At 71.1% G+C, this 25,060-nt stretch carries 23 protein-coding genes and 1 pseudogene; 5 read left to right on the top strand and 19 right to left on the bottom strand.

The window, feature by feature from the left end; translation table 11 throughout:
• Nucleotides 1-13 precede the first annotated feature (13 nt).
• From ubiG to ACLLJJ_RS32320, 8 genes are all read right to left on the bottom strand, one after another.
• Entirely contained in the window at nucleotides 14-820 is an 807-nt protein-coding gene (gene ubiG / locus ACLLJJ_RS32355; protein ID WP_434597710.1) for a bifunctional 2-polyprenyl-6-hydroxyphenol methylase/3-demethylubiquinol 3-O-methyltransferase UbiG, read from the bottom strand.
• Entirely contained in the window at nucleotides 820-2,067 is a 1,248-nt protein-coding gene (locus ACLLJJ_RS32350) for an acyl-CoA dehydrogenase family protein (protein WP_434597708.1), read from the bottom strand. Before ACLLJJ_RS32350 ends, ubiG begins: the two co-directional genes overlap by 1 nt.
• 5 nt (nucleotides 2,068-2,072) lie before the next feature.
• The gene (locus ACLLJJ_RS32345; protein ID WP_434597706.1) at nucleotides 2,073-3,272 is read right to left on the bottom strand and encodes an acyl-CoA dehydrogenase family protein; all 1,200 of its coding nucleotides are present in this window, start codon (nucleotides 3,270-3,272) and stop codon (nucleotides 2,073-2,075) included.
• Nucleotides 3,269-3,556, bottom strand: a complete 288-nt coding sequence (locus tag ACLLJJ_RS32340; RefSeq protein ID WP_434597704.1) for a hypothetical protein — start codon at nucleotides 3,554-3,556, stop codon at nucleotides 3,269-3,271. Before ACLLJJ_RS32340 ends, ACLLJJ_RS32345 begins: the two co-directional genes overlap by 4 nt.
• Nucleotides 3,557-3,833: 277 nt before the next feature.
• Entirely contained in the window at nucleotides 3,834-4,103 is a 270-nt protein-coding gene (locus ACLLJJ_RS32335) for an acyl carrier protein (RefSeq protein WP_434597702.1), read from the bottom strand.
• Nucleotides 4,100-5,419, bottom strand: a complete 1,320-nt coding sequence (locus ACLLJJ_RS32330; protein WP_434597700.1) for a type III PLP-dependent enzyme — start codon at nucleotides 5,417-5,419, stop codon at nucleotides 4,100-4,102. The genes ACLLJJ_RS32335 and ACLLJJ_RS32330 overlap by 4 nt, the downstream gene beginning before the upstream one ends.
• Nucleotides 5,397-6,917 (bottom strand): class I adenylate-forming enzyme family protein, encoded by a 1,521-nt coding sequence (locus tag ACLLJJ_RS32325; protein ID WP_434600582.1) that lies wholly within the window; start codon nucleotides 6,915-6,917, stop codon nucleotides 5,397-5,399. The genes ACLLJJ_RS32330 and ACLLJJ_RS32325 overlap by 23 nt, the downstream gene beginning before the upstream one ends.
• A gap of 104 nt (nucleotides 6,918-7,021) precedes the next feature.
• A complete protein-coding gene (locus ACLLJJ_RS32320; protein WP_434597698.1) occupies nucleotides 7,022-8,080 on the bottom strand; it encodes a ketoacyl-ACP synthase III family protein in 1,059 nt (352 codons plus the stop codon).
• Nucleotides 8,081-8,325: 245 nt separating this feature from the next.
• On the opposite strand from ACLLJJ_RS32320, the gene ACLLJJ_RS32315 reads away from it, so the two are divergent.
• The 3 genes from ACLLJJ_RS32315 to ACLLJJ_RS32305 all read left to right on the top strand — a co-directional run bounded on the left by ACLLJJ_RS32315 (nucleotide 8,326) and on the right by ACLLJJ_RS32305 (nucleotide 10,856).
• Entirely contained in the window at nucleotides 8,326-9,858 is a 1,533-nt protein-coding gene (locus tag ACLLJJ_RS32315; RefSeq protein WP_434597695.1) for an MFS transporter, read from the top strand.
• Nucleotides 9,859-9,936: 78 nt separating this feature from the next.
• On the top strand, nucleotides 9,937-10,461 hold the full coding sequence (locus tag ACLLJJ_RS32310; protein WP_434597693.1) for an SRPBCC family protein: 525 nt from the start codon (nucleotides 9,937-9,939) through the stop codon (nucleotides 10,459-10,461).
• Nucleotides 10,458-10,856 carry a YrdB family protein gene (locus ACLLJJ_RS32305; RefSeq protein WP_434597691.1) on the top strand — a complete coding sequence of 133 codons (399 nt, stop codon included), beginning with the start codon at nucleotides 10,458-10,460 and terminating at the stop codon, nucleotides 10,854-10,856. Before ACLLJJ_RS32310 ends, ACLLJJ_RS32305 begins: the two co-directional genes overlap by 4 nt.
• Before the next feature lie 78 nt (nucleotides 10,857-10,934).
• Here the strand turns inward: ACLLJJ_RS32305 and ACLLJJ_RS32300 are convergent, their stop codons facing one another.
• The 4 genes from ACLLJJ_RS32300 to ACLLJJ_RS32285 form a co-directional block, all read right to left on the bottom strand.
• On the bottom strand, nucleotides 10,935-12,728 hold the full coding sequence (locus ACLLJJ_RS32300; RefSeq protein ID WP_434597689.1) for a fatty acyl-AMP ligase: 1,794 nt from the start codon (nucleotides 12,726-12,728) through the stop codon (nucleotides 10,935-10,937).
• Nucleotides 12,729-12,753: 25 nt separating this feature from the next.
• Nucleotides 12,754-13,545, bottom strand: a complete 792-nt coding sequence (locus ACLLJJ_RS32295; RefSeq protein ID WP_434597687.1) for a thioesterase II family protein — start codon at nucleotides 13,543-13,545, stop codon at nucleotides 12,754-12,756.
• A 210-nt stretch (nucleotides 13,546-13,755) separates the two neighbouring features.
• Nucleotides 13,756-14,565 (bottom strand): AfsR/SARP family transcriptional regulator, encoded by an 810-nt coding sequence (locus tag ACLLJJ_RS32290; protein ID WP_434597685.1) that lies wholly within the window; start codon nucleotides 14,563-14,565, stop codon nucleotides 13,756-13,758.
• 320 nt (nucleotides 14,566-14,885) lie between these two features.
• Entirely contained in the window at nucleotides 14,886-15,386 is a 501-nt protein-coding gene (locus ACLLJJ_RS32285; RefSeq protein WP_434597683.1) for an ATP-binding protein, read from the bottom strand.
• Nucleotides 15,387-15,530: 144 nt separating this feature from the next.
• Between ACLLJJ_RS32285 and ACLLJJ_RS32280 the strand changes: the two genes are divergently transcribed.
• Entirely contained in the window at nucleotides 15,531-16,388 is an 858-nt protein-coding gene (locus ACLLJJ_RS32280; RefSeq protein WP_434600581.1) for a helix-turn-helix domain-containing protein, read from the top strand.
• Nucleotides 16,385-16,591, top strand: coding sequence for a DUF397 domain-containing protein (locus ACLLJJ_RS32275; RefSeq protein ID WP_434597681.1), 207 nt, complete (start codon nucleotides 16,385-16,387; stop codon nucleotides 16,589-16,591). The genes ACLLJJ_RS32280 and ACLLJJ_RS32275 overlap by 4 nt, the downstream gene beginning before the upstream one ends.
• 20 nt (nucleotides 16,592-16,611) lie before the next feature.
• On the opposite strand, the gene ACLLJJ_RS32270 is transcribed toward ACLLJJ_RS32275, so the two are convergent.
• The 7 genes and pseudogenes from ACLLJJ_RS32270 to ACLLJJ_RS32240 form a co-directional block, all read right to left on the bottom strand.
• Entirely contained in the window at nucleotides 16,612-17,274 is a 663-nt protein-coding gene (locus tag ACLLJJ_RS32270; RefSeq protein ID WP_434597680.1) for a class F sortase, read from the bottom strand.
• Nucleotides 17,275-17,379: 105 nt separating this feature from the next.
• The gene (locus ACLLJJ_RS32265) at nucleotides 17,380-17,787 is read right to left on the bottom strand and encodes a hypothetical protein (protein ID WP_434597677.1); all 408 of its coding nucleotides are present in this window, start codon (nucleotides 17,785-17,787) and stop codon (nucleotides 17,380-17,382) included.
• A gap of 381 nt (nucleotides 17,788-18,168) precedes the next feature.
• A pseudogene (locus tag ACLLJJ_RS32260) lies at nucleotides 18,169-20,118 on the bottom strand (helix-turn-helix domain-containing protein).
• Between the two features lie 103 nt (nucleotides 20,119-20,221).
• Nucleotides 20,222-21,619 (bottom strand): MFS transporter, encoded by a 1,398-nt coding sequence (locus ACLLJJ_RS32255; protein ID WP_434597675.1) that lies wholly within the window; start codon nucleotides 21,617-21,619, stop codon nucleotides 20,222-20,224.
• 61 nt (nucleotides 21,620-21,680) lie between these two features.
• Nucleotides 21,681-22,478: a 3-hydroxybutyrate dehydrogenase gene (locus ACLLJJ_RS32250; RefSeq protein WP_434597673.1), complete on the bottom strand. Its 798-nt coding sequence runs from the start codon at nucleotides 22,476-22,478 to the stop codon at nucleotides 21,681-21,683.
• Nucleotides 22,479-22,844: 366 nt separating this feature from the next.
• Entirely contained in the window at nucleotides 22,845-22,955 is a 111-nt protein-coding gene (locus tag ACLLJJ_RS32245; RefSeq protein ID WP_434597671.1) for an NAD(P)H-dependent oxidoreductase, read from the bottom strand.
• 236 nt (nucleotides 22,956-23,191) lie between these two features.
• Nucleotides 23,192-24,619 (bottom strand): 3-hydroxybutyrate oligomer hydrolase family protein, encoded by a 1,428-nt coding sequence (locus tag ACLLJJ_RS32240; RefSeq protein ID WP_434597669.1) that lies wholly within the window; start codon nucleotides 24,617-24,619, stop codon nucleotides 23,192-23,194.
• Nucleotides 24,620-25,060: the final 441 nt, after the last annotated feature.

Here is a 25,060-nt window from a genome sequence, read left to right as displayed (position 1 = left end):
GGCGCCGCCGCGTTCAGCGGGCGGCCGGGCCGGGCTTGATGGCGTGGCCGATGTAGCTGGCCGAGGTGTCGTCGCTGAGGGCGAACGCACCGAGCGAGCGCCGCCGCAGCAGACCGGGCAGCACTTTCGGGAGGGAGCGGGCGGGCCCCAGACCGTGGATCCCGGCGGGCCGCAGCCCGTGGCGCGGGAGCAGCCGGGCGAGCTCGGCCGGGCGGATGAACATCCGCCAGTCGTGGGTGCCCGGCTGGATGACTCCCAGCAGCTTCTCGGCCACCAGGATCAGCAGCAGGTAGCTGCGCACCGTCCGGTTGACCGTGTCGAAGAGCAGGACGCCGCCGGGCCGGAGCAGCCGGCCGATCTCGGCGAGCGCGGCGGGCAGGTCGTGGAAGTGCTCCAGCACGTCGGAGGCGACGACGGCGTCGGCGCAGCCGTCCGGCAGCCCGGTCCCGTACGCGGAACCGACCCGGTACTCCACCTGGACTCCGGTGGCGGCGGCATGGCGCCTGGCGGCTTCGACGGTGCCGGGCGACAGGTCGATGCCGGTCACCGCGTAGCCGCGGGAGGCGAGCTCCTCGGCGACCAGGCCGCCGCCGCAGCCGAGGTCGATGATCCGGATGTCCTGGGGGCGCTGCCCCGGGAGGCGGCGGCGCAGGACCCGGTCGAAGTAGCCGGTGCGGGCCGGGTTCATCTCGTGCAGGGCGCGAAGCGGGCCCTCGGGGTCCCACCAGCCGTCCCCGACCTCTTCGTAGTACTCGTTGTCGATCCGCACCCGCCCGGGGTCGACCGCTCCGGTGCCCGACCGGCTCACCTCGGTGGCCATCAGACCCACCTGGGGGTCTCGACCGGGCTGATGCCGAGCGCGGCCTTGCCGATGAACTCGCGGGCCATGTCGTTGGTGAAGGGCAGCAGCGGGCCCGCCTTGATGTCCCGCCAGATCTGACCGATGCGCGATCCCTCGCGGATGCCGGAGCCGCCGATGACCTCGAACGCGGTCGCCACGACCTGCTCGGCCTCGTTGGTGATGTAGTACTTCGGTATGCAGGTGTCGGCGACAAAGGCCGGCAGGTCGTCGCCCGGGTCCAGATGGCGGGTCGCGTACTCGGTGAGCAGCGCGTCCATCGTGGCCAGCGAGGAGCGCATCCTGGCCACCGCGAACTGGATGCCGGGCAGCCGGGCGAGGTCGGCGACCGCGGTCGTGGACCGGCCCCGGGTGCGTGCCACGGCGAGCTCGTAGGCGGACTCGGCGAGGCCGAGGAAGACGGCCGCGAAGCAGTAGTGGCCCCACTGCTGACGGGCCATCACGAACAGCGGGGTGAGCCCGTCGGGGAAGACCGAGTCGTCGGCGTCGACCCGCAGGGAGTTCAGCGCAAGCGAGTGCGAGCCGGTCATCGGCAGGGCGAACCCGCTCCACCGTGAGGTGATTTCGATGCCGTGCTCGGGCTTCTCGACGAAGAAGGCCGCGAGATTGAACGGCGGCTCCAGGTGGTCGTCGTCGAGCCCCGCGGTGATCACCAGATGGGTGGCCGCGTCGAAGCCGGTGGCGAAGTGCTTGAGCCCGTCCAGGACGAAGCCGTCGGGTGTGCGCCGGGCGACGGTCGACGGCATGACCCAGTTGCCGCCGGACCCCTCGTCGGTGAACGGGCCGACGATGAAGGCGCCGTCGCGTACCGCGGTGAACATCCGCTCGCGGACGGCCGCGCTCAGGTCGCTGCGCATCGATCCGGTGAGCACCGCGTGGATCGCCAGGGTGAAGGCCGTGGAACCACAGCCCTTGGCGATGATCCGCAGCAGCCTGGTGTTCTCCTCCAGCGTCGCCTCGAACCCGCCGAGGTCGCGCGGGACGTTCACCGCGGTGATGCCCGCGTCGATCAGGTCCTGGATGTTGTCGCCGACGAAGCCGCCGCTGTCGTAGCGCTTCTGGGCCCGCTCGGCGAACCGCCCGGCGAGTTCCTCCGCGGTGCTGCGGAGCCTGGACCACTCCTCGGCCCGGGTCGGGGCTGCGGCGGGTGTGACGGTGGCTGTGTCCGGTGTGACTGCGGCGACGTCCGGTGTGACTGCTGTGGCCATGGTGTTCAGCCCTCCCATCGAGGCTCGGCGAAGACCGGGACGCCGAGCGCGTGCTTGCCCGACCATTCGGCGGTGACATCGGAGTTGGGCGGTACGAGCAGCCCCGCCACGACATCGCGGTACGCGCGCTGGAGCGGGTGGTCGGACAGCAGCCCGGAGCCGCCCTGGACCTGCATCGCGAGGGTGACCACCTCGTGGGCCAGCCGGCACACGCTGTTCTTCATCACGCTCATGTCGATGTAGTGGCCGAGCGGGTCGCTGCCGGACGCCGCCGCGTGGTCGGACCGTACGGCCGCGTACAGATGCGCGTCGGCCGCGGCCAGCCGGGTCGCCATCTCCGCGACCCGGAACTGCACACCGGGCAGATGGGCGACCGTGCGGTCCAGTACGTGCAGGGTGCGCTCGCGCTGGATCCGTACGACCAGATCGAGTGCGCCCCTGGCGATGCCGAGGAAGACGGAGGCGAAGCTGCACCACGCCCAGTGGACGCCCTGCATGAACATCAGCGGGAGCGCGCCCGGTTCACCCACCATGCGGTCGGCGTCGACGCGGAGGTTGTCGATGAGCAGCGAGTGGCTGCCCGTGGCGCGCAGGCCGGCCGCGTCCCACTCGGAGGTGACGGTGACGCCGTGGTCGGGCTTGGGCACGAGGAAGCCGACCGGCTGCGGCAGACCGCGGTCGTCGGTGAGGGCCGCCGACAGGAAGAGGAGGGTCGCCGCGGGGAAGCCGGTGAAGAAGCCCTTGCGGCCGTTGAGTACGTAACCGCCTTCCACCGGGTCGGCGGTGGTCGTCGGGTGCCACCAGTTGCCGCCCACGCCGGGCTCGCTGAAGCCGCCCGCGATCACGGCGCCGTCGTCGACGATGGCCCGGTAGCCCAGCTCCGCCGCCGCCCCGCCGATGCCCGCGATCATCGCGATCCCGTGCACATGCATATTGACGGCGAAGGCGGTGTTGGCACAGCCCGCGGCCAGCGTCTCCTGGGACCGGCACAGCTCTTCGAGGCTCGCTCCCCCGCCGCCGTACTCGGCGGGGACGGTCATAGCCATGTACCCGGAGTCGACCAGGTCCGCGATGTTGCGGTGCGGGAAGGTCCCGTCCTTGTCGTGCGCGGCGGCGCGCTCGGCGAAGGTCTTCGCCAGCTCGGCCGCCAGTGCCACATAGTCGGTGCGCGCCGCCTGCACGGGCGGCTGGGCGAGCGTGGTCATCGCATGCTCCCGGAGACCGCGACGGCGGGGAGGGGCACGTCCGGCGCTTCGGGGATCACCGTCAGCAGGTGCTGGACCAGACCGCCCACGGTGTCGCCCCGGGGCCGGATCGCGCCGGCCATCCAGATGCCGACGTCGAACTCGCCGATGGATTCCCTGACGCGCTCGAAGAATTCGGCGAGCTGCAGGGAGTCCATCGCCAGGTCGACGGTCAGTGACGACTGATCGGTGACCTGCAGCATTGCGGTCTCCGGCCGCACGACGACGATGATTTCGGTGAGCATGGTCCTGAAGGCTTGCGCCCGGTCGTCCTGCACATCCACTCCCGGAGGCCGAAAAAGTGACGGAAGTACTGTCTCGATCCCGATGCTGGTGCAGTGCGCTGAAGCCCGGGTTGCGCGCTGCTTGCGGCGACGGGCGGGGGTGGGTACGGCGCGAACCGACCCGGCGGTACGGGACGGCGGACGGGACGGCGGACGGGACCGGGGCCGTGAACGCGTCATCGCGTTCACGGCCCCGGTCCCGTCGGTTCCCGCGTGTCCTGTCGACCCCGCCGCGTGCCTACCGGCCGGCGGCGTGCTGTACCCCGCGCAGGCGGGCCACCACACCCCACAGCGCGGCCGGTGTGTCGAAGACGCCCGGCACGAGCTCGTCGTCGGGAATGCTGATCCCGTACTCGCCCTCGACCCTGATCAGCACCTCGACCATGGTCAGCGAGTCGAGACCGGCCGCCTTGAGGCTGGTGTCGGGGGGCAGTTCGCCCTGTTGGGCCAGGCGCGGCAGGGTGTCGCGCAGCAGCGCCGCGTACGACTCGTCCCACTGGTCGCTCATGTCAGCTCCTTGACAGCGGTGTGTTGGGTGGCCCGCGGGCCCGGCCCGGTGACCTGGTGGCGTTGCAGGGCGAGCCGGGTGACGGAGACGACCTCGCCGCCGTCCACCACGACCTCGGCCGGAGCCGGGTGGCCGAGGAAGCCGAGCAGGCTCGCCGTCAGTCCGTACGCCCCCACATTGGGGAAGGCCAGTACGGTCCCCGGGCTCAGCCCCGGCAGCGGCACCGCCCGGCCGAGCACATCGGCGGGGGTGCACAACGGGCCGGCCAGGGTGACGCGTTCGGCGCCCTCCGGACCCGGGGCACCGGTGGCCACAACCCCGTCGAGCGGCTGCTCCCTGAGGGGCTTGGCGCTCATCGGCAGCAGCCTGCCGAGGCCGGCGAGCCCGCCGAGGTGGTTGATGCCGGAGTCGAGGACCGCGTAGGAGGTACCCCGGCTCTCCTTGATGTCGGTGACCGTGCACAGCAGCCTGCCACTGTCGCCGACCAGATAGCGGCCCGACTCGAACGCGACGACGGGTGCGCCGTCGCGCCAGCCGGGCAGCGACTCGTCCAGCGCCTTTGACACCGAGGCGCGCAGCCCCGGATAGCGCGGCCGGTCGCCGGGTACGGCGTAGGGCGCGGCGAAGCCGCCGCCGAGGTCGACCAGGCGCAGCTCGATGCCCAGGGTCTCGCGCAGTTCCGCCGCGGTACGGATGCTCTGGACGAGCTCGGCGCACAGCCCTTCCTCGTCCGTGGCGTTGGTCAGCGGGAAGAAGTGCAGGCCCACGATCCGGGTGCCCGCCACCAGCAACTGCTCGGGCGCGTCCAGCAGGACGTCCAGATCGAAGCCGAACTGCGAGGCGCTGCCGGTCATGCGCAGCCCGGCGCTGCCCGGCGCCCCCGCCGCGTTGATCCGCAGCGCGCAGTCGGCGACAGCGCCGCGGGCGTTCGCGGCGGCCCCGATGCGCTCCAGGTCGCCGAACGACTCCACGGAGAACGACCGGACCCCGGCGAGTACGGCCTCGTCGAGCTCGCCCGGGGTCTTGCCGGGGCCCGAGTAGAGCAGTTCCCCGGCCGGGCAGCCCGCTTCCAGGGCCGACGCCAGCTCGCCGCGGGAGGTGATCTCGGCGCGGGCGCCGGCCTCCCGGAGCGCGCCGACGAGCCCGGGGTGCGGATTGGCCTTGAGCGAGTAGTAGATCCGGGACGGCTCGGGCAGTGCCTCCCGCAGGTCCCGGTGCGCGGCGCGCAGCCGGTCGAGGTCGTAGACGTACAGCGGACTGCCGTACCGGGTGACCAGGTCGGCCTCGAATTCCTCACCGACCGTCGAGCTTGTCACTGTCGACCTCCTTCAGGATCGCCTTGAGGCGCTTGCGGTCGGTCTTGCCGTTGGGGGTCAGTGGCAGGGCGGGCAGCACATGGCAGGTGTCCGGCAGCTTCGCCGGTTCCAGCCGCTGGGCCAGCCGGTCGAGGGCCTGCCCGGCCGACAGGTCGCCGACCACGAAGAGGACCATGTCCCGGCCGTCCTCGGGGACCAGCAGGGAGGCCTCGCGCACCCCGTCGACATCGAGGGTCGCGGCCTCGATCTCGATGGCGCTCATCCGCAGCCCGCGTCGCTTGAAGAGATCGTCGCGGCGCCCCTGGAAGTAGAGGTGGCCGTCCTGGTCGAGCCGGCCGTAGTCGCCGGTGTGCAGGGTGACCGTGCCGTCGGCGCCGGTGCGAAAGCGCAGCGCCGTGGGCTCCGGGGCCCGCCAGTAGCCGGCCATGATGTGCGGCCCGCGGACCGCGATCTCGCCCGTTTCCCCGGTCGGCACGGGCCGCCCTTCGTCGTCCAGGACGAGCACTTCGGTCCCGGGCAGCGCGGGGCCGCACGAGCCGGGCTTGGCGAGGTCGCCGTCGGCTTCGAGGATGGTCATGCGCTTGCACTCGGTGGTGCCGAACATCGGGACCACCTGGGCCCCGGGGAACCGCTCCCGCAGGGAGGCGATGAGCGGGGCGTTGAGCGCGGCCCCGGTGTTGGTGAACAGCCGCACGGAGGTCGGCCGGCTGTCGCGGGCGGTCAGCCGGACCAGGAGTTCTCCGAGTGACGGGACGAGCGGCACCACCGTGGCGCCGTTGTCGCGGGCGTAGCCGAGCAGCCTGGCGTGGCTGTCCCCGCCTTCGGAGAGCAGCAGTTCCGCTCCGGCGAGCGCGCAGAGAAGTGCCTGGTAGAGCCCGTAGTCGAAGGACAGCGGCACGGCGGTGAGGACGACGTCGTCCTGCCGGTACGCCAGCCGGGCGGCGATCGCGCGGGCGGCGAAGGCGACGGGTGCGTGCGGGCAGGCCACGGCCTTGGGCGCCGCGGTACTGCCCGAGGTGTAGATCAGCAGGGCGAGCCGGTCGGCGGGCACCGGTCTGGCCGGGCGCCGGGCCAGGTCCGCCGGGGTGAAGTCGATCTCGTCGACAACCACGACCCGGGTGTCGGCGGGCCAGGCCAGCCCGTCCGCGCCGGTGCGCTCGTCCGCCGACGCCACGATGAGGGCGGGCGCGGAGTCGGCGAGCACCGGACGCAGGTGGAAGGTCCGCATGGCCGGGCTGATCGGTACGAAGACGGCTCCGTGCCGCCAGCTGCCGTAGAGCATGGCGGTGAACTCGCGGATGCTGCCGACGCGGGCGAGCACCCGGTCACCCGGGAGCACCCCGAACTCGTCGAGGCGCTCCGCGAACCCCCTTGCCGCGGCGTCCAGTTCGGCGTAGCTCCAGACACCGCCGCGGTCGCGCACCGCGGGCGCTCCGGGGGTCGCGGCGACCGCCCGGCCGAGGAAGACCTCGGCGGCGTTCTCGACGTCGCTCGACACGAAGGTCGAAGCGGGTGCGGGCGCGGGCGCCGGTGTCACGGACGCCCGCCGCCCCGCGGCCGGTGCGGGCGCGGCGGCCGGAGTGACGGTCGGTACGTAGGTCGTCACGATGCCTCCGGGCGTTCGGTGCCATCCTCCGAGGGCCAGTGCGGCTCCCCGGTCATCTCCAGGACCGCACAGGTGCAGCTGAATCCGGAACCGCCGCCGACCAGCAACACCTTGTCGCCGACGCGCAGTTCGCCGCTCTCCACCAGGTGGTTGAGCCCGGCGAACTGGTCGCCGGCGCCCAGGTGTCCGACCCGGCGTGCGAACTCCCAGCCGGACTTCGCGAGGGGCACCCCGAGCAGGGCCTCCACCTGCCAGTCCATCCGGCTGCGCCCGCTGGAGGGCACCACGACCCGAGCGATGCCCTCCAGGTCGGTACCGGCGTCGGCGAGGGCGGTGGCGACCACCTGGCGCACAATGCGGGTCACCCGTTCGGTGGCCGTCCGGAAGCTTCCGGTGGTCCTGATGTAGTGCTCGACGCGACCGGACAGATCCAGCGGCGCGTTGGTCGGTACGGGGATGAATCCGGCTCCCCTGACCACGGCCTCCAGCGAGTTGTCCGCGCCGCTGGCCGTGGACAGCAGCCGGGCGAAGCCGGGGCGCCGCGACAGCATCAGCGCGGTCGCGCCGTCGCCGTACACGAAGCCGGGTTCGCTGCTCCACCGTTGGATGAGGGGCTCGCCGAAGCGGTCCGCGGTGGTGACCATCGCGGCGGCCGTGGGCGGCCCCGACTGTATTTTGCCCGCGGCCAGTTCGAGTGCGGAGAGGCCCGCGTTGCACTCCTGGCGGAGCCCGATCGCGGGGACGTGCCTGCCCAGGGCGTGCCCGGCCACGTACGACGCGGCAGGCCACATCTCGACGCCCTGGAACCAGATGCTGGTGTGCACCAGCAGCTCCACGTCCTCGGCGTCGAGGCCGGACCTCTTGAGTGCGGTGGTGGCAGCCTGTACGGCCATGTCCGGCGGTGCCATGTCCTCGTCCGCCACCCGGACCGAGATCAGGTCGTCCGCGGCGGACTGCTCCGGGTCGTACCGGCCCGATTCCACGGCGGACCGGGCGGTGACCGCTCCGGGCAACCAGACTCCCGTGCCCGCTATATGAACGCCTTCCCAGCGCATGTTCCTCCCATCGTCGGTGACACCATCCGCCGGTACGAGCAGCTGACCGCACCCGGGATGCGCCTGCCGGAATGCTCCGGGTGGCGGCTTTGGCCCGGCTAAAGACCCCGGCCGGGCGCCTTCGCGGCGCCCTGCACAAGCGGCGCTTCAGCGCCCCGCGCGAGGATCCCGGGAAGAGACACGCACGTACGCGTGCCCGCCGGCTGTCGCGATCGCCGGACCGAAGGAGCGACGGAAGGACCTCGATGCAGCCGGCACAGGCACCGAAGGCCTCCGGAGTCGCGGATCCGCGACGCTGGTGGGTGCTGGGGATCCTGTCCCTCGCGCTCTTCGTGATCATCCTCAACAACGGACTGCTCAATGTCGCGCTGCCCGGGATGATGCGGGACCTCGACACCGGGATCGCCCTGACGCAGTGGATCGTCGACGGCTACGCACTGGTCTTCGCCGCCTGTCTGCTCACCGCGGGCACCCTCTCCGACCGGTACGGGCGCAAGCGGGCCACGCTGCTCGGCACGGCCCTGTTCGGGGTCGGCTCCCTGGTCGCGCTGTCCGCCGACGGCGCGGGCCAACTCATCGCGGCCCGGGGCGTCATGGGCGTCGCCGCGGCGTTCGTCATGCCGGGCACGCTGTCGATCCTGGTCGAGGTCTTCCCCCCGGAGGAACGGCAGCGGGCCATCGCCGTCTGGGGCAGCGCCTCCGCCCTCGGGGTGGCCGCGGGTCCGATCGTCGGCGGGGCGCTGGTCAGCAACTTCTGGTGGGGCTCGGTGTTCCTGGTGAACCTGCTGCCCGTACTGCTGGTGCTGGTCGCCGGCGCCCTGCTGCTGCCGGAGTCCGCCGCCCAGGTGCCGCGCCCGGCCGACCCGGTCGGTGCGGTGCTGGGATCCTCGGCGATGGTCGCCCTGGTGTACGGCGCGATCCACGCCGCCGACGAGGGGTGGGCCTCGGCGCCGGTCCTGGGAGCCTTCTCGGCGTCCGCCGCCGCGGGGTGCGCGTTCGCCGTCTGGGAGCAGCGGCACCCGAGCCCGATGGTCGACTTCGTGCTGCTGCGCAAGCCCGCGTTCCTCGGGGCGAGCGCGGGGAACATGCTGCTCTTCCTCGGGCTGGCCGGCACCCTGTTCGTGCTGACCCAGCAGCTCCAGTTCGCCTTCGGCTACAGCGCGCTGCGCGCCGGACTGGCCGTGGCGCCGCTGGCGTTGGCGGTAGGGATCGGCTCGGCGCTCGCGCCGGGTCTCGCCCGGCGGACCGGTGCGCGGGGCGGGGTGACGAGCGGGCTGGCCTGCGCCGCCGTCGGCATCCTCGCGCTCGGCCGGCTGCCCGGCGGCTACCCCGCGGTGCTGACCGGGCTGGTCCTGATCGGCATCGGTGTCGGGCTGGCCCTCACACCGGCGACGGACACCGTGATGGGGCTGGTGCCGCCGGAGCGCTCGGGCAACGCCGCCGCGCTCAACGACACGATGCAGGAGCTGGGCAACGCGCTGGGGGTGGCCGTGGTCGGCACGGTTGTGGCCCGGGGTTACACGGCCGGCGCCGACGCCCGGCCGGGGCCGCCCGCGACGGATGCCGCCCGCGCCGCGTTCGACGCAGCGGCCGGGTCCGGGCTCACCGTCGCGGCCTCGATCGTCGCGGCGGGCGCCGTACTGACCGCGCTGCTGCTGCCGGGCGCACGGCCAAAACCGGCGGGGCCTGCGGGACTGGCCGGGGACGTCCCTGGGCAGAGTGTGCGGGATCGCACTGCGCACACCGCCGCCGACACCACGTACGAGCGGGCCCAGTGATGTCCTGAAGAACGGCGCCCGCCCGCCTTCCCCTCCCCTTGCCCTCATCCCTTTGTCCACAGTTACCGAGGTGCGCACATGGCAGGAACAGCAGGCTCGTTACTGGGCCGGGCGTTGTACACCGGCCCGTCCCTGGCCACTCTTCAGGAGCGGTACGCGAAGGGCGGCATCATCGACGACCGGGCGCCGGTCCTCGCGTCCTGCCAGGTCCACGTCTCGGCCCCGCCGGCCAGGGTGTGGCAATTGCTCAGCGGGCTGGCCGACTGGCCCGCGTGGGTGCCCGGAGTGACGTCCGTACGCCTCGGCCCCGGCGGCTGTGTGCCCGACGAGCCCTTCCGCTGGAAGCTCAACGGCATGTCCATCAGATCGACGCTGGCGGTGGTGGCACCGGAACGCGAGCTGTGCTGGACCGGTCTGCTGGCCGGCACGAGGGCGGTCCACCGCTTCCGTCTCGCCCCTACGGCCGACGGTGGGACCGAGGTGCACAGCGAGGAGTCCATCGGCGGCCCGCTGATCTCGCTCTACTTCGGCAGCGACAAACTCGAAAAGGTGCTCCACGACTGGCTGGTGGCGCTCAAGACCACGTCCGAGGAGCAGAGTTGAATCCCACAGAGCTGAACACCATCGCCCTTGCCTACAACCCGGCCATGCTCATTCTGCGTTTCCTGTTCGAGCTGGCCGCCCTGGGCTGCTTCGGGCTCTGGGCCTGGCGCAGGACACCGAACCCCTGGCGCTGGATCACGGTGGTGGCGCTGCCGGTCGCGATCGGCTGGGCCTGGGGCACTTTCGCGGTGTCCGGTGACGAGTCGCGCTCCGGTGAGACCGATGTCGAGACCCCGGGGCCGCTGCGGCTCCTGCTGGAACTGGCCGTGTTCTTCGGGGCTGTCTGGGCGCTGTACGACCTGGGGATCCGCAAGACCGCGAAATGGGCACTGATCGTGCTGGTGGTCTTCCACATCCTCTCGTACGACCGCGTCTGGTGGCTGCTGACCAAATAGCCCCACCGCCCGATCGACGCAAAGGCGGTGGCGCTCCGGAGCTTCCGGGGCGCCACCGCCTTTTCACTGGCGCCGCGTTCAGGAAACGGGCTGCAGTTCGGCCTCGCGCCCGGTCAGCGCGGCGACGGATGGCTCCACCACCGAGCGCACCGGGTCGAGGGACCCGGCCAGGAACAGCTTGCGCATCAGCATCCGCTGGATCTTCCCGCTCGTCGTGCGCCGTACGGTCCCGGGGCTCACCAGCAGCACATTGCCCGCCGGAACCTCGAACTCGTCGCGGATCGCGGCCTGAACCCGCTCCACCAGACCCTGGTGGTCGAGGTCCTCGGTCCGGCCCCTGAGCTCCAGCACGACGACCAGCCGGTCACGGCCGTCACCGGGCGGCGCGACCGCGAAGGCGGCCCCGGTGCCCAGCGCCGGATCGATCTTGCGGACCGCCGCCTCCACATCGTGCGGATAGATGTTGCGGCCGTTGACCAGCACCATCTCCTTGAGCCTGCCCGTCACATAGAGCTGCCCGTCGCCGAGCGCGCCCAGGTCACCGGTCCGCAGCCAATGGCCCTCTCCGCCTTCCCCTGCGGCCTCCTCCTCGGCCGTCCGCGCCTGGAAGGTCTCCTCGGTCTCCACCGGCCGCTCCCAGTACCCGCGGGACACGCTGGGCCCGCGCACCCAGATCTCGCCGACCCGGTGCTCGCCCATGACGCGCCGGCTCAGCGGATGGACGATGCGTACGTCGAAGTCCTCGGCCCGCACCACCCCGCTGCTCACCAGCGTCCGGCCGGTCCGCTCGTCGGCCGGTTCCGTCAGCCGGCCGTCCTCCAGCGCCGCCGTGTCGACCGTGCACCGCACGGGTTCGCGGCCGAGCGGGGTGCCCGACACCAGCAGGGTCGTCTCCGCCATCCCGTAGCAGGGGAAGAAGGTCTCCGGCCGGAATCCGACCGGCGCGAAGCGTTCGGTGAACGCGGCGACCGTCTCGGCCCGGATCGGCTCCGCGCCGTTGCACGCCTGCTGCCAGCCGGAGAGGTCGAGCCCGGCCAGCTCCGCGTCGCGGACCCGTCGGACACACATGTCGTACGCGAAGTTGGGCCCGCCACCGTGGGTGACCCCGTGGTCGCCGATCATCCGCAGCCACTGGACCGGGCGCCGCAGGAACGACTCGGGGGCCATCAGCGCGGCCCGCCCGCCCAGCCACAGCGGGTGCAGCACATGGCCGATGAGGCCCATGTCGTGGTACATCGGCAGCCAGCTGCCGAGGCAGGAGTCCTGGGTGGAGCCCAACGCCCGTTGGATGGCAGCCTCGTTGGCCATCAGGTTCCCGTGGGACACCATCACCCCCTTGGGTTCGCTGGTCGACCCGGAGGTGTACTGCAGGAACGCCAGGTCGTCGACGTCGGTGCCGGGATCGCGCCAGCTCGACGCGTCCCCCACCGGCCCGCTGTCGGTGGCCAGGCACACCACGTCGGACAGTCCGGCGGCGGTCAACCAGGCCTGGACGGCGGGGGCGTGCTCGGCGGTGGTGAGGACGGCGCCCACCCGGGCGTCGCCCACGATCCGCGACAGCCGGGCGAAATGCCGGTCACGGTCGGAGGGCAGCGGGCCGGGCACGGCGACCGCGCCCGCGTACAGGCAGCCGACGAAGGCCGAGACGAAGGACAGCCCCGAGGGGTAGAGCAGCAACACCTGACGCCCCCTCAGCCCGCGGTCCTGGAGCCAGGAAGCGAGGTCCTTGGCGTGGGCGTCGAGGCCGGTGTAGGACAGCCGCTCGGGGGTGAGCGCGGCGCCGTCGTCCTGCAGGAAGACGAACGCCTCCGCGTCGCCCTTCTTCTCCGCACTGTCCAGCACCCGCCGGGTGAATGACTCGGTTGTTGTCATCGGTTCTCCTTCAGGCGGACGTTCTTCAGGCGGACATGGCGCCCGCGAGTGCGGGCATCGGGGTGTACCGGCGCAGCAGGGAGGCGAGTTCAGACAGGAAGGCCTCTTCGTGCGCACGGATGAAGAAGTGCCCGCCGGGCATGGTCCGCACCTCACAGCCACGCCCCGCGTGCCGCCGCCAGGCGACCACCTCGGGCACCGTGACGAGCCGGTCGCGGCGCCCCGCGAACAGATGCAGCGGTACGCGTACGGGCTCACCGCCGGCGTTCGTTTCGTCGGCGGCGCACATCAGCAGGTCGTCCCGCGCGACGGGCAGCAACGCGGAGAGGAATTCGGGGTGCTTGAGCAGGACACGCGGTATCCCGCCGAGGGACGCCAGGCTCTCCAGCAACTCCTCGTCGCTCGCGTCCGGGTCGGCGATGTTCGGGGCGGGCAGGTGCGGCGCGCGATAGGCACTGAGCACCAGCGCCTTGGGCAGCGGGGCGCCGCGCGCCTGCCGCCGCAGCACCAGGCTGTACGCGATGAGGGCCCCCATGCTGTGTCCGTACAGGACGTGCGGCCGATCGAGCTCCTGGTCGAGCTGCGCGTCCAGGTCGTCCACCAGCGAGCCGAGATCCGTGAACCGCGGTTCGCCCATCCGGCCCTCTCGGCCCGGCAGTTGAACGGGCAACACCTCGGCCCGCGCCCCGTGCAGATCGAGTCCGCGCTGCCAACGCCCGTACGCGGAGGCGCCGCCGCCCGCGTAGGGGAAGCAGAACATCCGCAGCCGGGACCCTGCCGTGTCGTCCGTGCTCTTCGGGGACAGGTAACGCGTCATAGTGCTCCGCCTCGGGCTCGTCCGGATCCGGTTGTGCCGGCCGGGCTCCGCCGCGGCGCGCGGTCCTCGGTACCGACCGGGCGGACGGCACACGGCCCGGACCGGAACGCGGGCGGCTCGGGGGAAGCCGCCCGCGTTCCGGTGGGAGCCCGCGTCCCGCGGTTTTTGGGGCAGGGCCCGGCCGACACGGAGTCAGAGTGCGGTGGGCCGCTAAAAGGCGGCCAAACTGGGCACCGGCGAGTCCAGTACCGGGTCGCACGCGAGGACGGACCGGTGCAGCTCCTGCAACCGTCGCGAGGGCTCTATGCCGAGTTCCTGCACGCAGGACCCACGCAGTCGGCGGAAGACTTCGAGCGCGTGCGAGGACCGTCCGCAGCGGTGCAGGGCCAGCATCAGTTGTGCGTGCAGGTTCTCCTGCAACGGCAAGAGGCTGGCCAGCGCGGTGAGTTCGCTGACGAGGGCAGCGTGCCGGCCCAGGTTGAGGTCGGCCGTGATCCGGGCTTCGAGGACCGCGAGCCGCACCTCCTCCAGCCGCAGCGCCTCGGCCCGCAGCGCGGGCCCGGTGTGCACATCGTCGAACGCGGGCCCGCGCCACCCCGACAGCGCCGCCGACAGCAGCCGGGACGCCTCGACGGAGTCCCCCGTCGCGAGGGCCTGCCTCCCCTGCCGGGAGACCGCCTCGAATTCGTGGGCGTCCACCCCGGCCACGGGCATGTTCAGCCGGTAACCGGTGTACCCCCGGCTCAGGATCTCCTTCGCGTCACTGCCCTCGGCAGGGTCCAGCGCGGCGGCGATATTGCGACGCAGTTGCTTGACGTACGTCTGGACGACCGCGGTGGGACCACCGGGCGGGCAGTCCTCCCACAGCTCGTCCGAGATCGCCACCATCCCCAGTTCACGCCCCGGGTTGGTGGCCAGCAGGGCGAGCAACTGCCTCGGCTTGGAAGCGCTGGGTACCACGGACGTGCCCCGGACCGTGACCACAAGTGGCCCCAGCAACCCGATCTCCATAAACCCCATTTCGGTCCCTCCCCGTCGTTACCGTGACGGTGCCACGGAGAGGGGGCACGCCAACAGGGATCCGGGCACGACCTGGACATGAACGACAGAGCCCCGCGGCATGAGATTTTCATGCCCGTGGCCGGATTTGGCCGCGCTTTAGAGGGGCCCGGCACTCTGGTGCACGTACCGGCCGGGCCCGTCCCACACTGGCAACCGGTGTCCTCCCGTGCGGATGGTCGCACCGCCCACGCAGCACCATCCGGGCGCGGGCCGAGCACCGCCCGCTCGGTCGGCCACGGGGCCACCGCGCGACGGACCCGGCCGGGTACCCCCGCGCCTCAGAGCGCCGGACGCAGGTCGCACTCCGCCCAGACGGTCTTCCCGGGCGCATCGCCCCGAGGATGCCAGCCCCAGCGGGCAGCGAGATGCGCGACCAGCAGCAGCCCCCGACCCGACTCGCCGTCCCCGCCGGGCGGCGCGAGAACCGGGACGCGTTCGGCGCGGCTGTCGGTGAGTTCGACGCACAGGACCGACTCCCGCGCCGACCCCTCCGCCGACTCTCCCGCCCCTGCCGTGGCCACGAGGGTGAGCGCGAGACGGAAGTCGCGTCCGGGCACCCGGCCGTGCTGAACCGCGTTGGCGGCGAGCTCGGCGACGATCAGCGTGAGCACGTCGTGCGGTTCGCTGTCGTACGGAATCCCCCACGTGTCGAACCGCTGCCCGGCAAGCCGCCGAGCAAGCCGCGCGCCGCGCGGAGTCGAGCTGAACCGCATGGCGAAGTGGCGCCCGGGGCCGGTGTTTTGGCTGATACGGGCGGGTGGAACGGTCTCACTGTTCATGCCCCCCACACTTCCGCCCGGTGGCGTAGCGTGACCAGTGGTGACGCGCTGCGGTGTACGAGCTGTACGCACCGGCGCGCGCTGTGTACGAGGCATGAAGCGGGACCAGGGAGACGGGTGGGGTCGATGGAGACTTCGGAACCGATGCGGCCGACGGAGCCGGTTGCCGTACGGGACGACGCCGGACCGGCACCGGAGGACGAGCCGGGCTCGGGCGTGATGGCCGCGTTCGGGAGGCAGCTGAAGCTGCTCAGGATCAGGGCGGGCCTGGAACGACCGGAGTTCGGGAAGCGCACCGGGTACGCGGGCCAGTCGATCGCGTCGTTCGAGCAGGGCCGCCGCATCCCGCCACCGCGTTTCATCGACCGGGCCGACGAGGTGCTGAACGCCGGGGGCCTGCTGAAGGCGCTGAAGGAGGAGGTCGGGCGGGCGCGATACCCGGCGTTCTTCCGGGACATGGCACGGCTGGAGGCGGAGGCGGTTGAGCTGCATGCGTACGACACGCATCTGATCAATGGTCTTTGGCAGACAGAGGACTACGCACGGGCGGTGTTCTCGATGCGGCGCCCTCTCCTGGACGAGGACACCATCGCTCAACGAGTTGCGGCACGCCTGGCACGCCAGGACATCTTCTCCCGCAAGCCCCTGTCGACGATCAGCTCGGTGATCGAAGAGGCCATTCTGCGGCGGCCCATCGGCGGGGCGACGGTGATGCAGGGCCAGCTGGAGCAGCTACTGCTGCACGGGCATCGGCGCAATGTCGAAATCCAGGTCATGCCCACGCAGCGCGATGAACACGGCGGACTGGCCGGACCGTTCACCTTGATCGAGACGCGCGATGCGCGCAGGATTGCCTACGTCGAGGTGCAGCGGAACAGCCGCCTGTACACGGAACGGGCAACGGTCCGCGAGATGGAGGAGCAGTACGGCATCCTCCGAGCCCAGGCTCTCACTCCACGGGAATCATTGGCCTTCGTCGAGAAACTGCTGGGAGAGAAATGAACGTCGCACTCACCGAGCCGACCGTTCCGGCTTGGTTCAAAAGCAGCTACAGCAGCGGGGAAGGCGGCCAATGTGTTGAGATCGCCGCCTCTACCGACGCCGTGCACATCCGGGACTCGAAGACCCATGCCGGCCCGGTCCTGACCGTAACTCCCGCCGCATGGGCGGGGTTCGTGGAGTTGGCCGCGAGGCACACGGTCTGACGTGCTCGTCCGGGACCCAACTACTCTGCCGACGCGGGGGAAACCTTGTCGAGGTGCGCGTAGGCGACGGCGTTCGCGGAGTAGCCGTTCTTCTCCGAATAGCTGCCGCTGCACGTGATGAGCCGAAGCTCCGGGCGCGTGGCGTGACCGTAGACCTTATCGCTGGGGAAGTCGTCCTTCTCGTACTCCTCGACCGCGTCGACGACGAAGGTGGCGATGTAGCCGTCGGCGCGGGTGATCTTGACGGTGTTGTCCTTGTGCAGCGAGCCGAGGTTGTAGAAAATGGCCGGCCCTTCGCGAGTGTCGACGTGCCCGGCGATGACGGCGGTGCCGGTACTGCCGGGCGGGATGCCGTTGCGGAACCATCCGGCCAGGTTCTTCTTGTCCCCCGGCGGTGGCTCCAGCGTGCCGTCCTTGTCCGCGTTGAGCCCGATCAGGGGTGCGTCCACGCCGATCGAGGGAATCTGGATCCGCTTCGGCGGCGAGAGTGGCAGCGCCCGCAGCGATGAGGCCGTACCGGCGGTGTCGGCGGGACCGTTGAAGGCGTCGGCGGCGGCCGGCCTCGGGGGGTCCTTCGCGTCCTCGTCGCTGCTGGAAATCATGAACCCGCCCAGGGTCAGCGCGGCGGCCATCAGCGCGAGTCCCGCGCGACGCCAGCGATAGACGGCCGAGGTTGGCCTCACAGGGGACACGGGCCTTTCCGGGAGAAGATCCGGGTACGAACGCTCCCCGCCACCGGCCCGCAAGGAGGGGCCGGGCGACAGGGAGCGCACGCGTGATGTCGGCTGTCAGCGCTGCCCGGCGGCGTCACGCCGACGCAGCATCACCGCGCCACCGGCGACACCGACGACGAGCACAGCGACACCTCCGGCCAGCGTGGCGCTGTCGCTGTCCGACCCGCCGCCGAGGCCGGTGTGAACCGGTCCGGTGACCTTGTCGGCGACGCTGTCACCGCAGACCCGCTGGGCCTCGGAGGCCGTCAGATTGACCTCGTTCTCGGCGTCGTCCAGCTTCTCCTTCGACACCCCGGTCATCATCTTGAGGTTGTCGTACTCCTTCTGCGCCTCATCGGCAGCCACCTGAGCCTGCTCACAGATCTCCGAATCGGGGTCCGGAGCGGCCTGCGCGGCAGGCACGGACAGGGTCAGGGCAGCACCGGCGAAGGCGAGGCCCGTGAGGACACGTATAGAGCGCATGAAGCTTCTCCACGCGAACACGGCCGCAGCGCCTGGGTGGGCTGCGTGGGGTGATGGACGAACCGCGCTCGTTCAATGCACATAGGTATGACAATCGGTCTATTGCGACACGCATTACCCGGAAAGTGCACTCAACTGGGCTATGACCCCGACCGCCGAACGCGATCCTCGTTCAGGTGGCTCGCTTTTGCGCCCCATGGGCGTCGGCAGATCCACCAGGGTTCAGCCCGCTTTCGCCAGGCTCTTGTACGAGAAGGTGCACCGGATCTTCCCTGACTCCGTCGGCCAGGGCTTGTGTGCGGGCCCGCATTCCGCGCGTGCTGTCCCTTCAGCATGAATTGCCTCTTACCGGATCTGCGACGTGACTGACGAGGGCGCCCGCTACAGACCGGGAAGTGACGGGAGGGATGGGCCGGTCAAGAGGTGCAGCCGTAGGGCAAGTTGGATCTCCAGGGCTCGGGCGGGGGTGTTCCAGTCCTCGCCGAGGAGTTGTCTGATGCGATCCAGGCGTTGCACGACGGTGTTGACGTGGACGTGCAGGGCGTTCTTGGCCTTGGAGAGGCTGGCTCCCTGGGCGTAGTAGGCATCCAGGGTGCGGACGAGTTCCGTGCCGCGATGTGTGTCGTAGTCGATGACGGGGCCCAGGATGCTGTGGACGTACCCGGCCACGTCGGTCCGGTCCCCCAGGAGCACACCGAGGAACCCCAGGTCGGGGAGGCCGGCGCCGTGACCGGTGTGGCCGAGCGCGTGCAGGGCTTCGAGACAGCGAAGCGCCTCGGCGTACACGGCCGGGAGCCGGCCCGGATGTGTGGCCGGGCCGGCGGCTCCCGCGGTGACCGGGCTGCCCAGGGCCTGGCCCAGCTCCGATGCCAGGGACCGGGCGAGGGCACCGGGCTGATCGGTCGGTACCAGGAGCACGACATCCCCTTGATGCAGGCTCGCCAAGCCGTCCAAGGCCCGCGCCTGGCGGGCTGTTTCCGCTGTCAGCCGGGGCCGGAGCGCGTCGTCGCAGTGCAGGACGACGATGGTGTGTGGGCGGGCGAGGTTGACGCCGAGTTTGCGGGCCCGGATCGTCTAACTGCCCATGTCGCGGGTGTGACCGGTGGGTTCGGCGGTCAGCAGGTCACTGAGCAGTTCGCCGCGGACCTGTTCCTCGGCGTGTGCGATGGTCCGGCGCAGCAGCAGCAGGAGTGCGGTGACGAGGCCGGCTCGTTCGAAGAGCCGCCGGTCGGTGTCCGTCAGGTCGGCTCGTCCGGTGAGGGAGATGCTGCCGAGGAGTTCGGGTCCCGCAAGGACCGCACAGACCCAGACGCCGTCCACGGGGACGGCTCGGCCGCCGGAGCGGGAAGCGGCGACACCTTGGATCGGCGGGCCGATCGGGTCGGTGGCGACCCGGGCGAGCTCGGTGCCCTCGGCGTCATGGACCACGAGGCCCCCGTGCAACAGGGCGGCGACCTCCCGAGCGACGTCTCCGACGTCGCCCCCGCGCAGGACCAGGTCGGTGAGGCGGTCGTGGGTTTCGGCGCCGAGACGCATGGCCTCGCCGTGGGCTCGGGCGGTCTCGTTTGCCGCGTTGAGGTCGACGAGCGCGGCGCGCGTCTCCTCCAGCAGCCGAGCGCTGTCGATGGCGACGGCGGCGTGATCGGCCATGGAGGACAGCAGCGCGACCGCGTCCGGTGCGAAATCGCGGGTGGAGCGGTCGGCGGCGTAGAGGACACCGATCACGCGGGTCCCCACCCGCAAGGGCACGCCCAGGATGCCGCGCAGCCCTTCCTCATATACGCCGTGGTCGATGGTCCTCGTGTGCTTGAAGCGGTCGTCCGTGCGGTAGTCGGAGCTGGCGTAAGGGCGGGCCGTCTGGGCGACCAAGCCGCCCAGCCCCTCACCCATGCCCAGGCGCAGCTGCTGGAATGCGGCTGAGACGGAGCCGTCCGTGACCCGCATGAAGGTGTCCCCCGCCCCGGGATCGTTCAGCGTGAGGTAGGCGACGTCCGTGCCCAGGAGCATTCTGGCGCGACGCACGATGGCCCGCAGGACCGCGTCGAGGTCGCGCAGGGCGGCGAGGTCACCGGCCGTGTCGAAGAGGGCGGTGAGTTCCGCTTCGCGCCGCCGGTGCTGGGCAAGAGTGCGGCGGATCTCCAGAGCCACCCGGGTGGCGTCGTCCACCAGGGCCTGATCGGCCTCGGAAGCCCCTGTGCGCCGCGCGTCGGCGGCGGGCTGAGCGAAGCGTTCGGCGGGCGCGCCCCGAGCCAGCAGGTCCAGCAGCTCCCGCATCGCGACGGCTGCCTGGTTGTCCGCCGCAGTGCGGCTGGGATCGTTCACGGGGGCCATGGTGGCAGCCCTTCGGTACAGAGTCGGTGTGCCGGCAGCGAAACGGTATGCCCGCCGCGCCGGACGACCGGAACGGCGGGCATGCCTGTGGCGCTCGGACAGTTCAGGCCGGGCCCGCGGTGGTCGCGGTGGCGGGGGCCGGCTGGTCCTGTGCTGTGGGGACGCGCGTCGAGCTCGCCAGGTCGCGGCCACGGGTCTCCTTGGCGATGGCCACGGTGACGGTGGTGACGATCGCGGCGAAGCAGAGGTACAGAGACACCGGGACGGACGAGTCGTAGTCCTTGAGGAGTTCGATGGCGATGATCGGGGCCAGCGCGCCGGCGACGATCGCGGCGAGCTGGGAGCCCATGGAGGCTCCGGAGTAGCGGACCTTGGTGTCGAACATCTCGGAGATGAAAGCGGCCTGCGGGCCGTACATCGCGCCGTGCAGCAACAGGCCGACGGTGACGGCAAGCGTGATCACGGCGAAGGACTTGGTGTCCAGCAAGGCGAAGAAGGCGAAGGCCCAGACAGCCATGCCGACGGAGCCGATCAGAGTGACCGGGCGCCGCCCGATCCGGTCCGACAGGGCGCCCCACGCGGGAATCGTGCAGAAGTGGATCGCCGAACCGATGAGGACCGCGTTCAGCGCGGTGCTCTTCGGCAGGCCGAGGTGGACGGTGACGTACACCAGCAGGAAGGCGGTGATGATGTAGTACGAGATGTTCTCACCGAAGCGCGTGCCGATGGCGGTGAGCACCTCGCGCCAGCTCTTGCGGAACACCTGCACGACCGGGGCCTGCTCCTTGATCCCCCGTGCAGCCTCGGCCTCCGCCTTGGCCTGTGCCTCCAGGAAGACAGGCGATTCCGAGACGGACAGCCGGATCCACAGACCGACCATCACCAGGAGACCGGAGAGCAGGAACGGGATACGCCAGCCCCAGGCGAGGAACGCCGCGTCGGACTGCACGGCCGCGAGGAGCGCCAGCACGCCCGTGGCCAGGAGATTGCCGCCGGGGGCGCCGGCCTGCGGCCAGGACGCCCAGAAGCCGCGCCGTTCGGCGCCGCCGTGCTCGGCCACGAGGAGCACGGCACCGCCCCACTCGCCGCCCAGGGCGAAGCCCTGCACGAGGCGCAGCACCGTCAGCAGGATCGGAGCTCCGACGCCGATCGACGCGTGGGTGGGAAGCAGGCCCATCGCGAAGGTCGAGCCGCCCATCAGCAGCAGGCTGATCACCAGCAGCTTCTTGCGACCCAGCTTGTCGCCGAAGTGGCCGAAGACGACACCGCCGAGCGGGCGGGCGAGGAAGCCGATCGCGTACGTGATGAACGCGATCAGGGTGCCGACCAGGGGGTCGGCGGTGGGGAAGAACAGGGTGTTGAACACCAGCGCGGCGGCGGAGCCGTACAGGAAGAAGTCGTACCACTCGATCGTCGTACCGATCAGGCTGGCACCGACGATCTTGCCGATGCCGCCGGAGCGGCCCTGTCTGGCCGGCTCTGTGACCTTGGCGTCGGTCATGGGAAGTCACCGATTTCACTAGCAGGTATGGGGACGGGGTGCGGGGAGGGGGCGCCGGGGGTTAGTTCGCGCCCCAGCCTCCGTCGAGGGGGATGGAGGCTCCGGTGATGTAGCCGGTATGGGGGCCGCACAGCCACACGGCAGCCGCGGCGACCTCCTCCGGCTCGATCAGCCGCTTGAGCGGCGACCGGGTCAGCAGCACGTCGGAGAGGACGTCACCTGCGCTGATGCCGTGGGCGGCGGCCTGGTCCTGGATCTGTCCCTCGACCAGCGGAGTGCGGACGTATCCGGGGTTGATGCAGTTGCTGGTCACGCCGTACGGGGCACCTTCGATGGCCGCGACCTTGCTCAGCCCTTCCAGGCCGTGCTTGGCGGCGACGTAGGCGGATTTGAAGGCGCTCGCGCGCAGACCGTGAACGCTGGAGATGTTGATCACTCGGCCCCATTCGCGGTCGTACATGTGCGGCAGTACATGACGCAGCAGCAGGAACGGCGCGGTGACCATCACCTGCTGGATGAGGGTGAAGCGCTCGGGCGGGAAGTCGGTGATGGCGGCGACATGCTGCAGTCCGGCACTGTTGACCAGTACGTCGATCCCGGCAGGCAGTGCCGTGATCGCAGTGGGATCGGCCAGGTCGGCGACGTGTGCCTGACCGCCGATGGTGTCAGCGACCGCCTTGGCCGCCTCCGCGTCGCGGTCCACCACGTGCACGGTGGCACCGAGGGCGGCCAGGGCCACGGCACAGGCCCGGCCGATGCCGCTGCCGCCCCCTGTCACCAGGGCGACGCGCTCCCGCAGATCCACACTCGCTGTCCCGGCGGGCGGCGTGGGATACGGCGGAGGAAATTTGCTCGTCATGGCTGGAAACAGTAGGGACGGCTGACGGTGGAGCCCATGGTGCCGAGCGCCACACTCGCAGGCGTGGATGTGGCGAAGACATCCATATTTCCGCGGGCATACGACGGGAGCTCTCCGAAGAACAGTGCTCCTGTGGCAGGCGTGCCGCGCGCCTTGCGTCGTCGGCGCACGTGGGATCGCTTCCTGTATCTACGCACGGGCGCGCCGAGTCGGATCTCGCACCTGAGGCTGCTTCGGCAAGCTCTCCCGGGCGATCAGGCCGTCATTCGGCCAACGGACACCCGCTATCGCTGCCTGCAACGTCGCGGGTACGAATTCCTCGGTGACCGCGGCAACGCGCACCAATGGACGGGGAGGCCGAAACAATCAGTGACTCCTTGTCCTGAACGGCTGTGACAGGAACCGCGAGACCCTGTCGACCGCGTTCTTCACCGCGCCCGGGACCGAGGCGTCGCACTCGGGAGACGAGATGAGCATGGCCTGGGCCGCCTCGATGCGGTCGCGAAGCGAAACCGCTCCCCGGGGCGACCCATGTTCTGCCCTCCTGGGTGTCTTCGGGAATCGGTGCCGGCCACGCCCTCTCCGTGAGCGCGTGCGGCGGGGCCCCTGCGGGCCGACCGTGCCACGCCGCCGACTCACCGGGCCGTGAGCAAGGCGCCTCATTCAGGCGCCGCTGCGCTTGCCTGAGTTCGGCGTCGACGAGGCCGGGGCCGTCAGCTGTCGAGCGGGCAGCTGGTCAGCAGAGCCATTCGGTCGGCTGAGGACTGCTTGTGGACGGTCTGGCTGCGCGGTGGCTGCTGGCCCCGGTCGAGCCACATCTCCAGCGCGGTGAAGGCGGAGCGGTGGCATGGGGTGAGCGGGCGCAGCCGGTCGGGGAAGGTGTCGACGAGTGAGTCGACGTGTGTGCCGTCCTCGATCCGGTAGTAGCGGAACAGGCTGCCGCGTCCGGAGTCGCGCACCATCGCCGCGTAGACATCGGAGTCCTGGCCGATGGGCAGCAGGACGTCGAGCGTGCCGTGCAGGGTGATCAGCGGTTTGCCGATCCGGCCGGTCAGCGCGATCTTCGAGACGGCCTGGCGGACCTCTTCCGGCCGGGCGGTGTAGTCGTAGTCGGCGTCGCAGACCGGGGCTCCGGTGGTGCAGAAGGGGGTGCCGGCTTCGGTTGCCCCGTCGAAGTCCGGATCCAGTTCCTCGCGGTAGATCCGCTGGGTGAGATCCCAGTAGTAGCGGTGGTGGAAGGGCCACAGGAACTCCGACCCGGCCGGGAATCCAGCGGCGACGATCGCCGCGTGGGCCTTTTCCGCATCAGGCCCGCCCGCCGCGTAGGCGGGGTAGTGACGCAGGGCTGGAGGCAGGAAGGCCAGGAGGTTCGGGCCGTCGGCCCGCCACAGGGTGCCCTCCCAGTCCACTCCGGCGTCGTACAGCTCCGGGTGGTTCTCCAGCTGCCAGCGCACCAGGTAGCCGCCGTTGGACATGCCGGTGGCCAGGGTGCGGCCGGGTGGCCGGTGGTATCGCTGTGTGACGACCGTGCGCGCGGCCCGGGTGAGCTGGGTGACCCGGGTGTTCCACTCGGCGATGGCGTCCCCGGGGGACCGGCCGTCGCGGTAGAAGGACGCACCCGTGTTGCCCTTGTCGGTGGCGGCGAACGCGTAACCGCGGGAGAGCACCCAGTCACCGATGGCCCGGTCGTTGGCGTACTGCTCACGCACGCCCGGAGACCCCGCGATGACCAGGCCGCCGTTCCAGTTGTCGGGCAGCCGGATGACGAACTGCGCGTCGTGGTTCCAGCCGTGGTTGGTGTTGCCGGTGGACGTGTCGGGGAAGTAGCCATCGATCTGGATGCCCGCCACCCCGCTGGGTACGGCCAGGTCCTTGGGCGTGAGGCCCACCCAGTCGGCCGGGTCGGTGTGCCCGGAGGCCACCGTCCCAGCCGTGGTCAACTCCTCCAGGCAGTCCGCCTGTTGCGTCTCGGCGCCTGGCACGCGCAGGAGGGCCTGGCCGGCACAGTGAGCGCCGGTCGCGTTCGAGGTCGCGGTACGGGCCCCAGCCGGGGGCACGGTGACCGCTATCAAGGCTGAGGCCACGACGGCGATACCGGCGAGCCGGGCCGGGGGTGAGATGGATCGGATGGCCAAGGGCATGGAGGAGCCTCCAGGAACGGGTCTCATGACTGGCCGGAGGCTATGGGGCGGGCACCCCGGTCTGGCACGGTTGTGTCCACCATGTTCATGGCCGTCTCGGTGGGGGCATCCGCCATGCCGGACCGTACGCGAGGGCGGGTCGCGGCCGGTCCCGCCCAGCGCGGCCTGGGGCAGCGGTCGTCGATAACGGGCTGCCGGAATCACGATGGCGAGCAGCCGGACGGGGCACCGGGCCGGCTCCGGCAGACGCCGTTCCGCAGCACCGGGCAGCAGGCAGCGCGTGCGTGATCTCCTGCGCGATGACGTGCCGGATCCCTGCACGTAGGGGAGACATACCCCGGGCCGCTTGCTCGGCGTGGATGAGAGAAAACGGCCCGGGGCGGCAGTCACCCTGGAAGCGCCCCGCCCTGGCTGCGGCGAAATGGCGGCGAGCGCCATGAT

The organism is Streptomyces sp. A5-4, from assembly GCF_051131715.1.
GTDB lineage: Bacteria > Actinomycetota > Actinomycetes > Streptomycetales > Streptomycetaceae > Streptomyces.
Note: the sequence above shows the minus strand (reverse complement) of the source record. Positions and strands in the feature narration are given on the sequence as shown.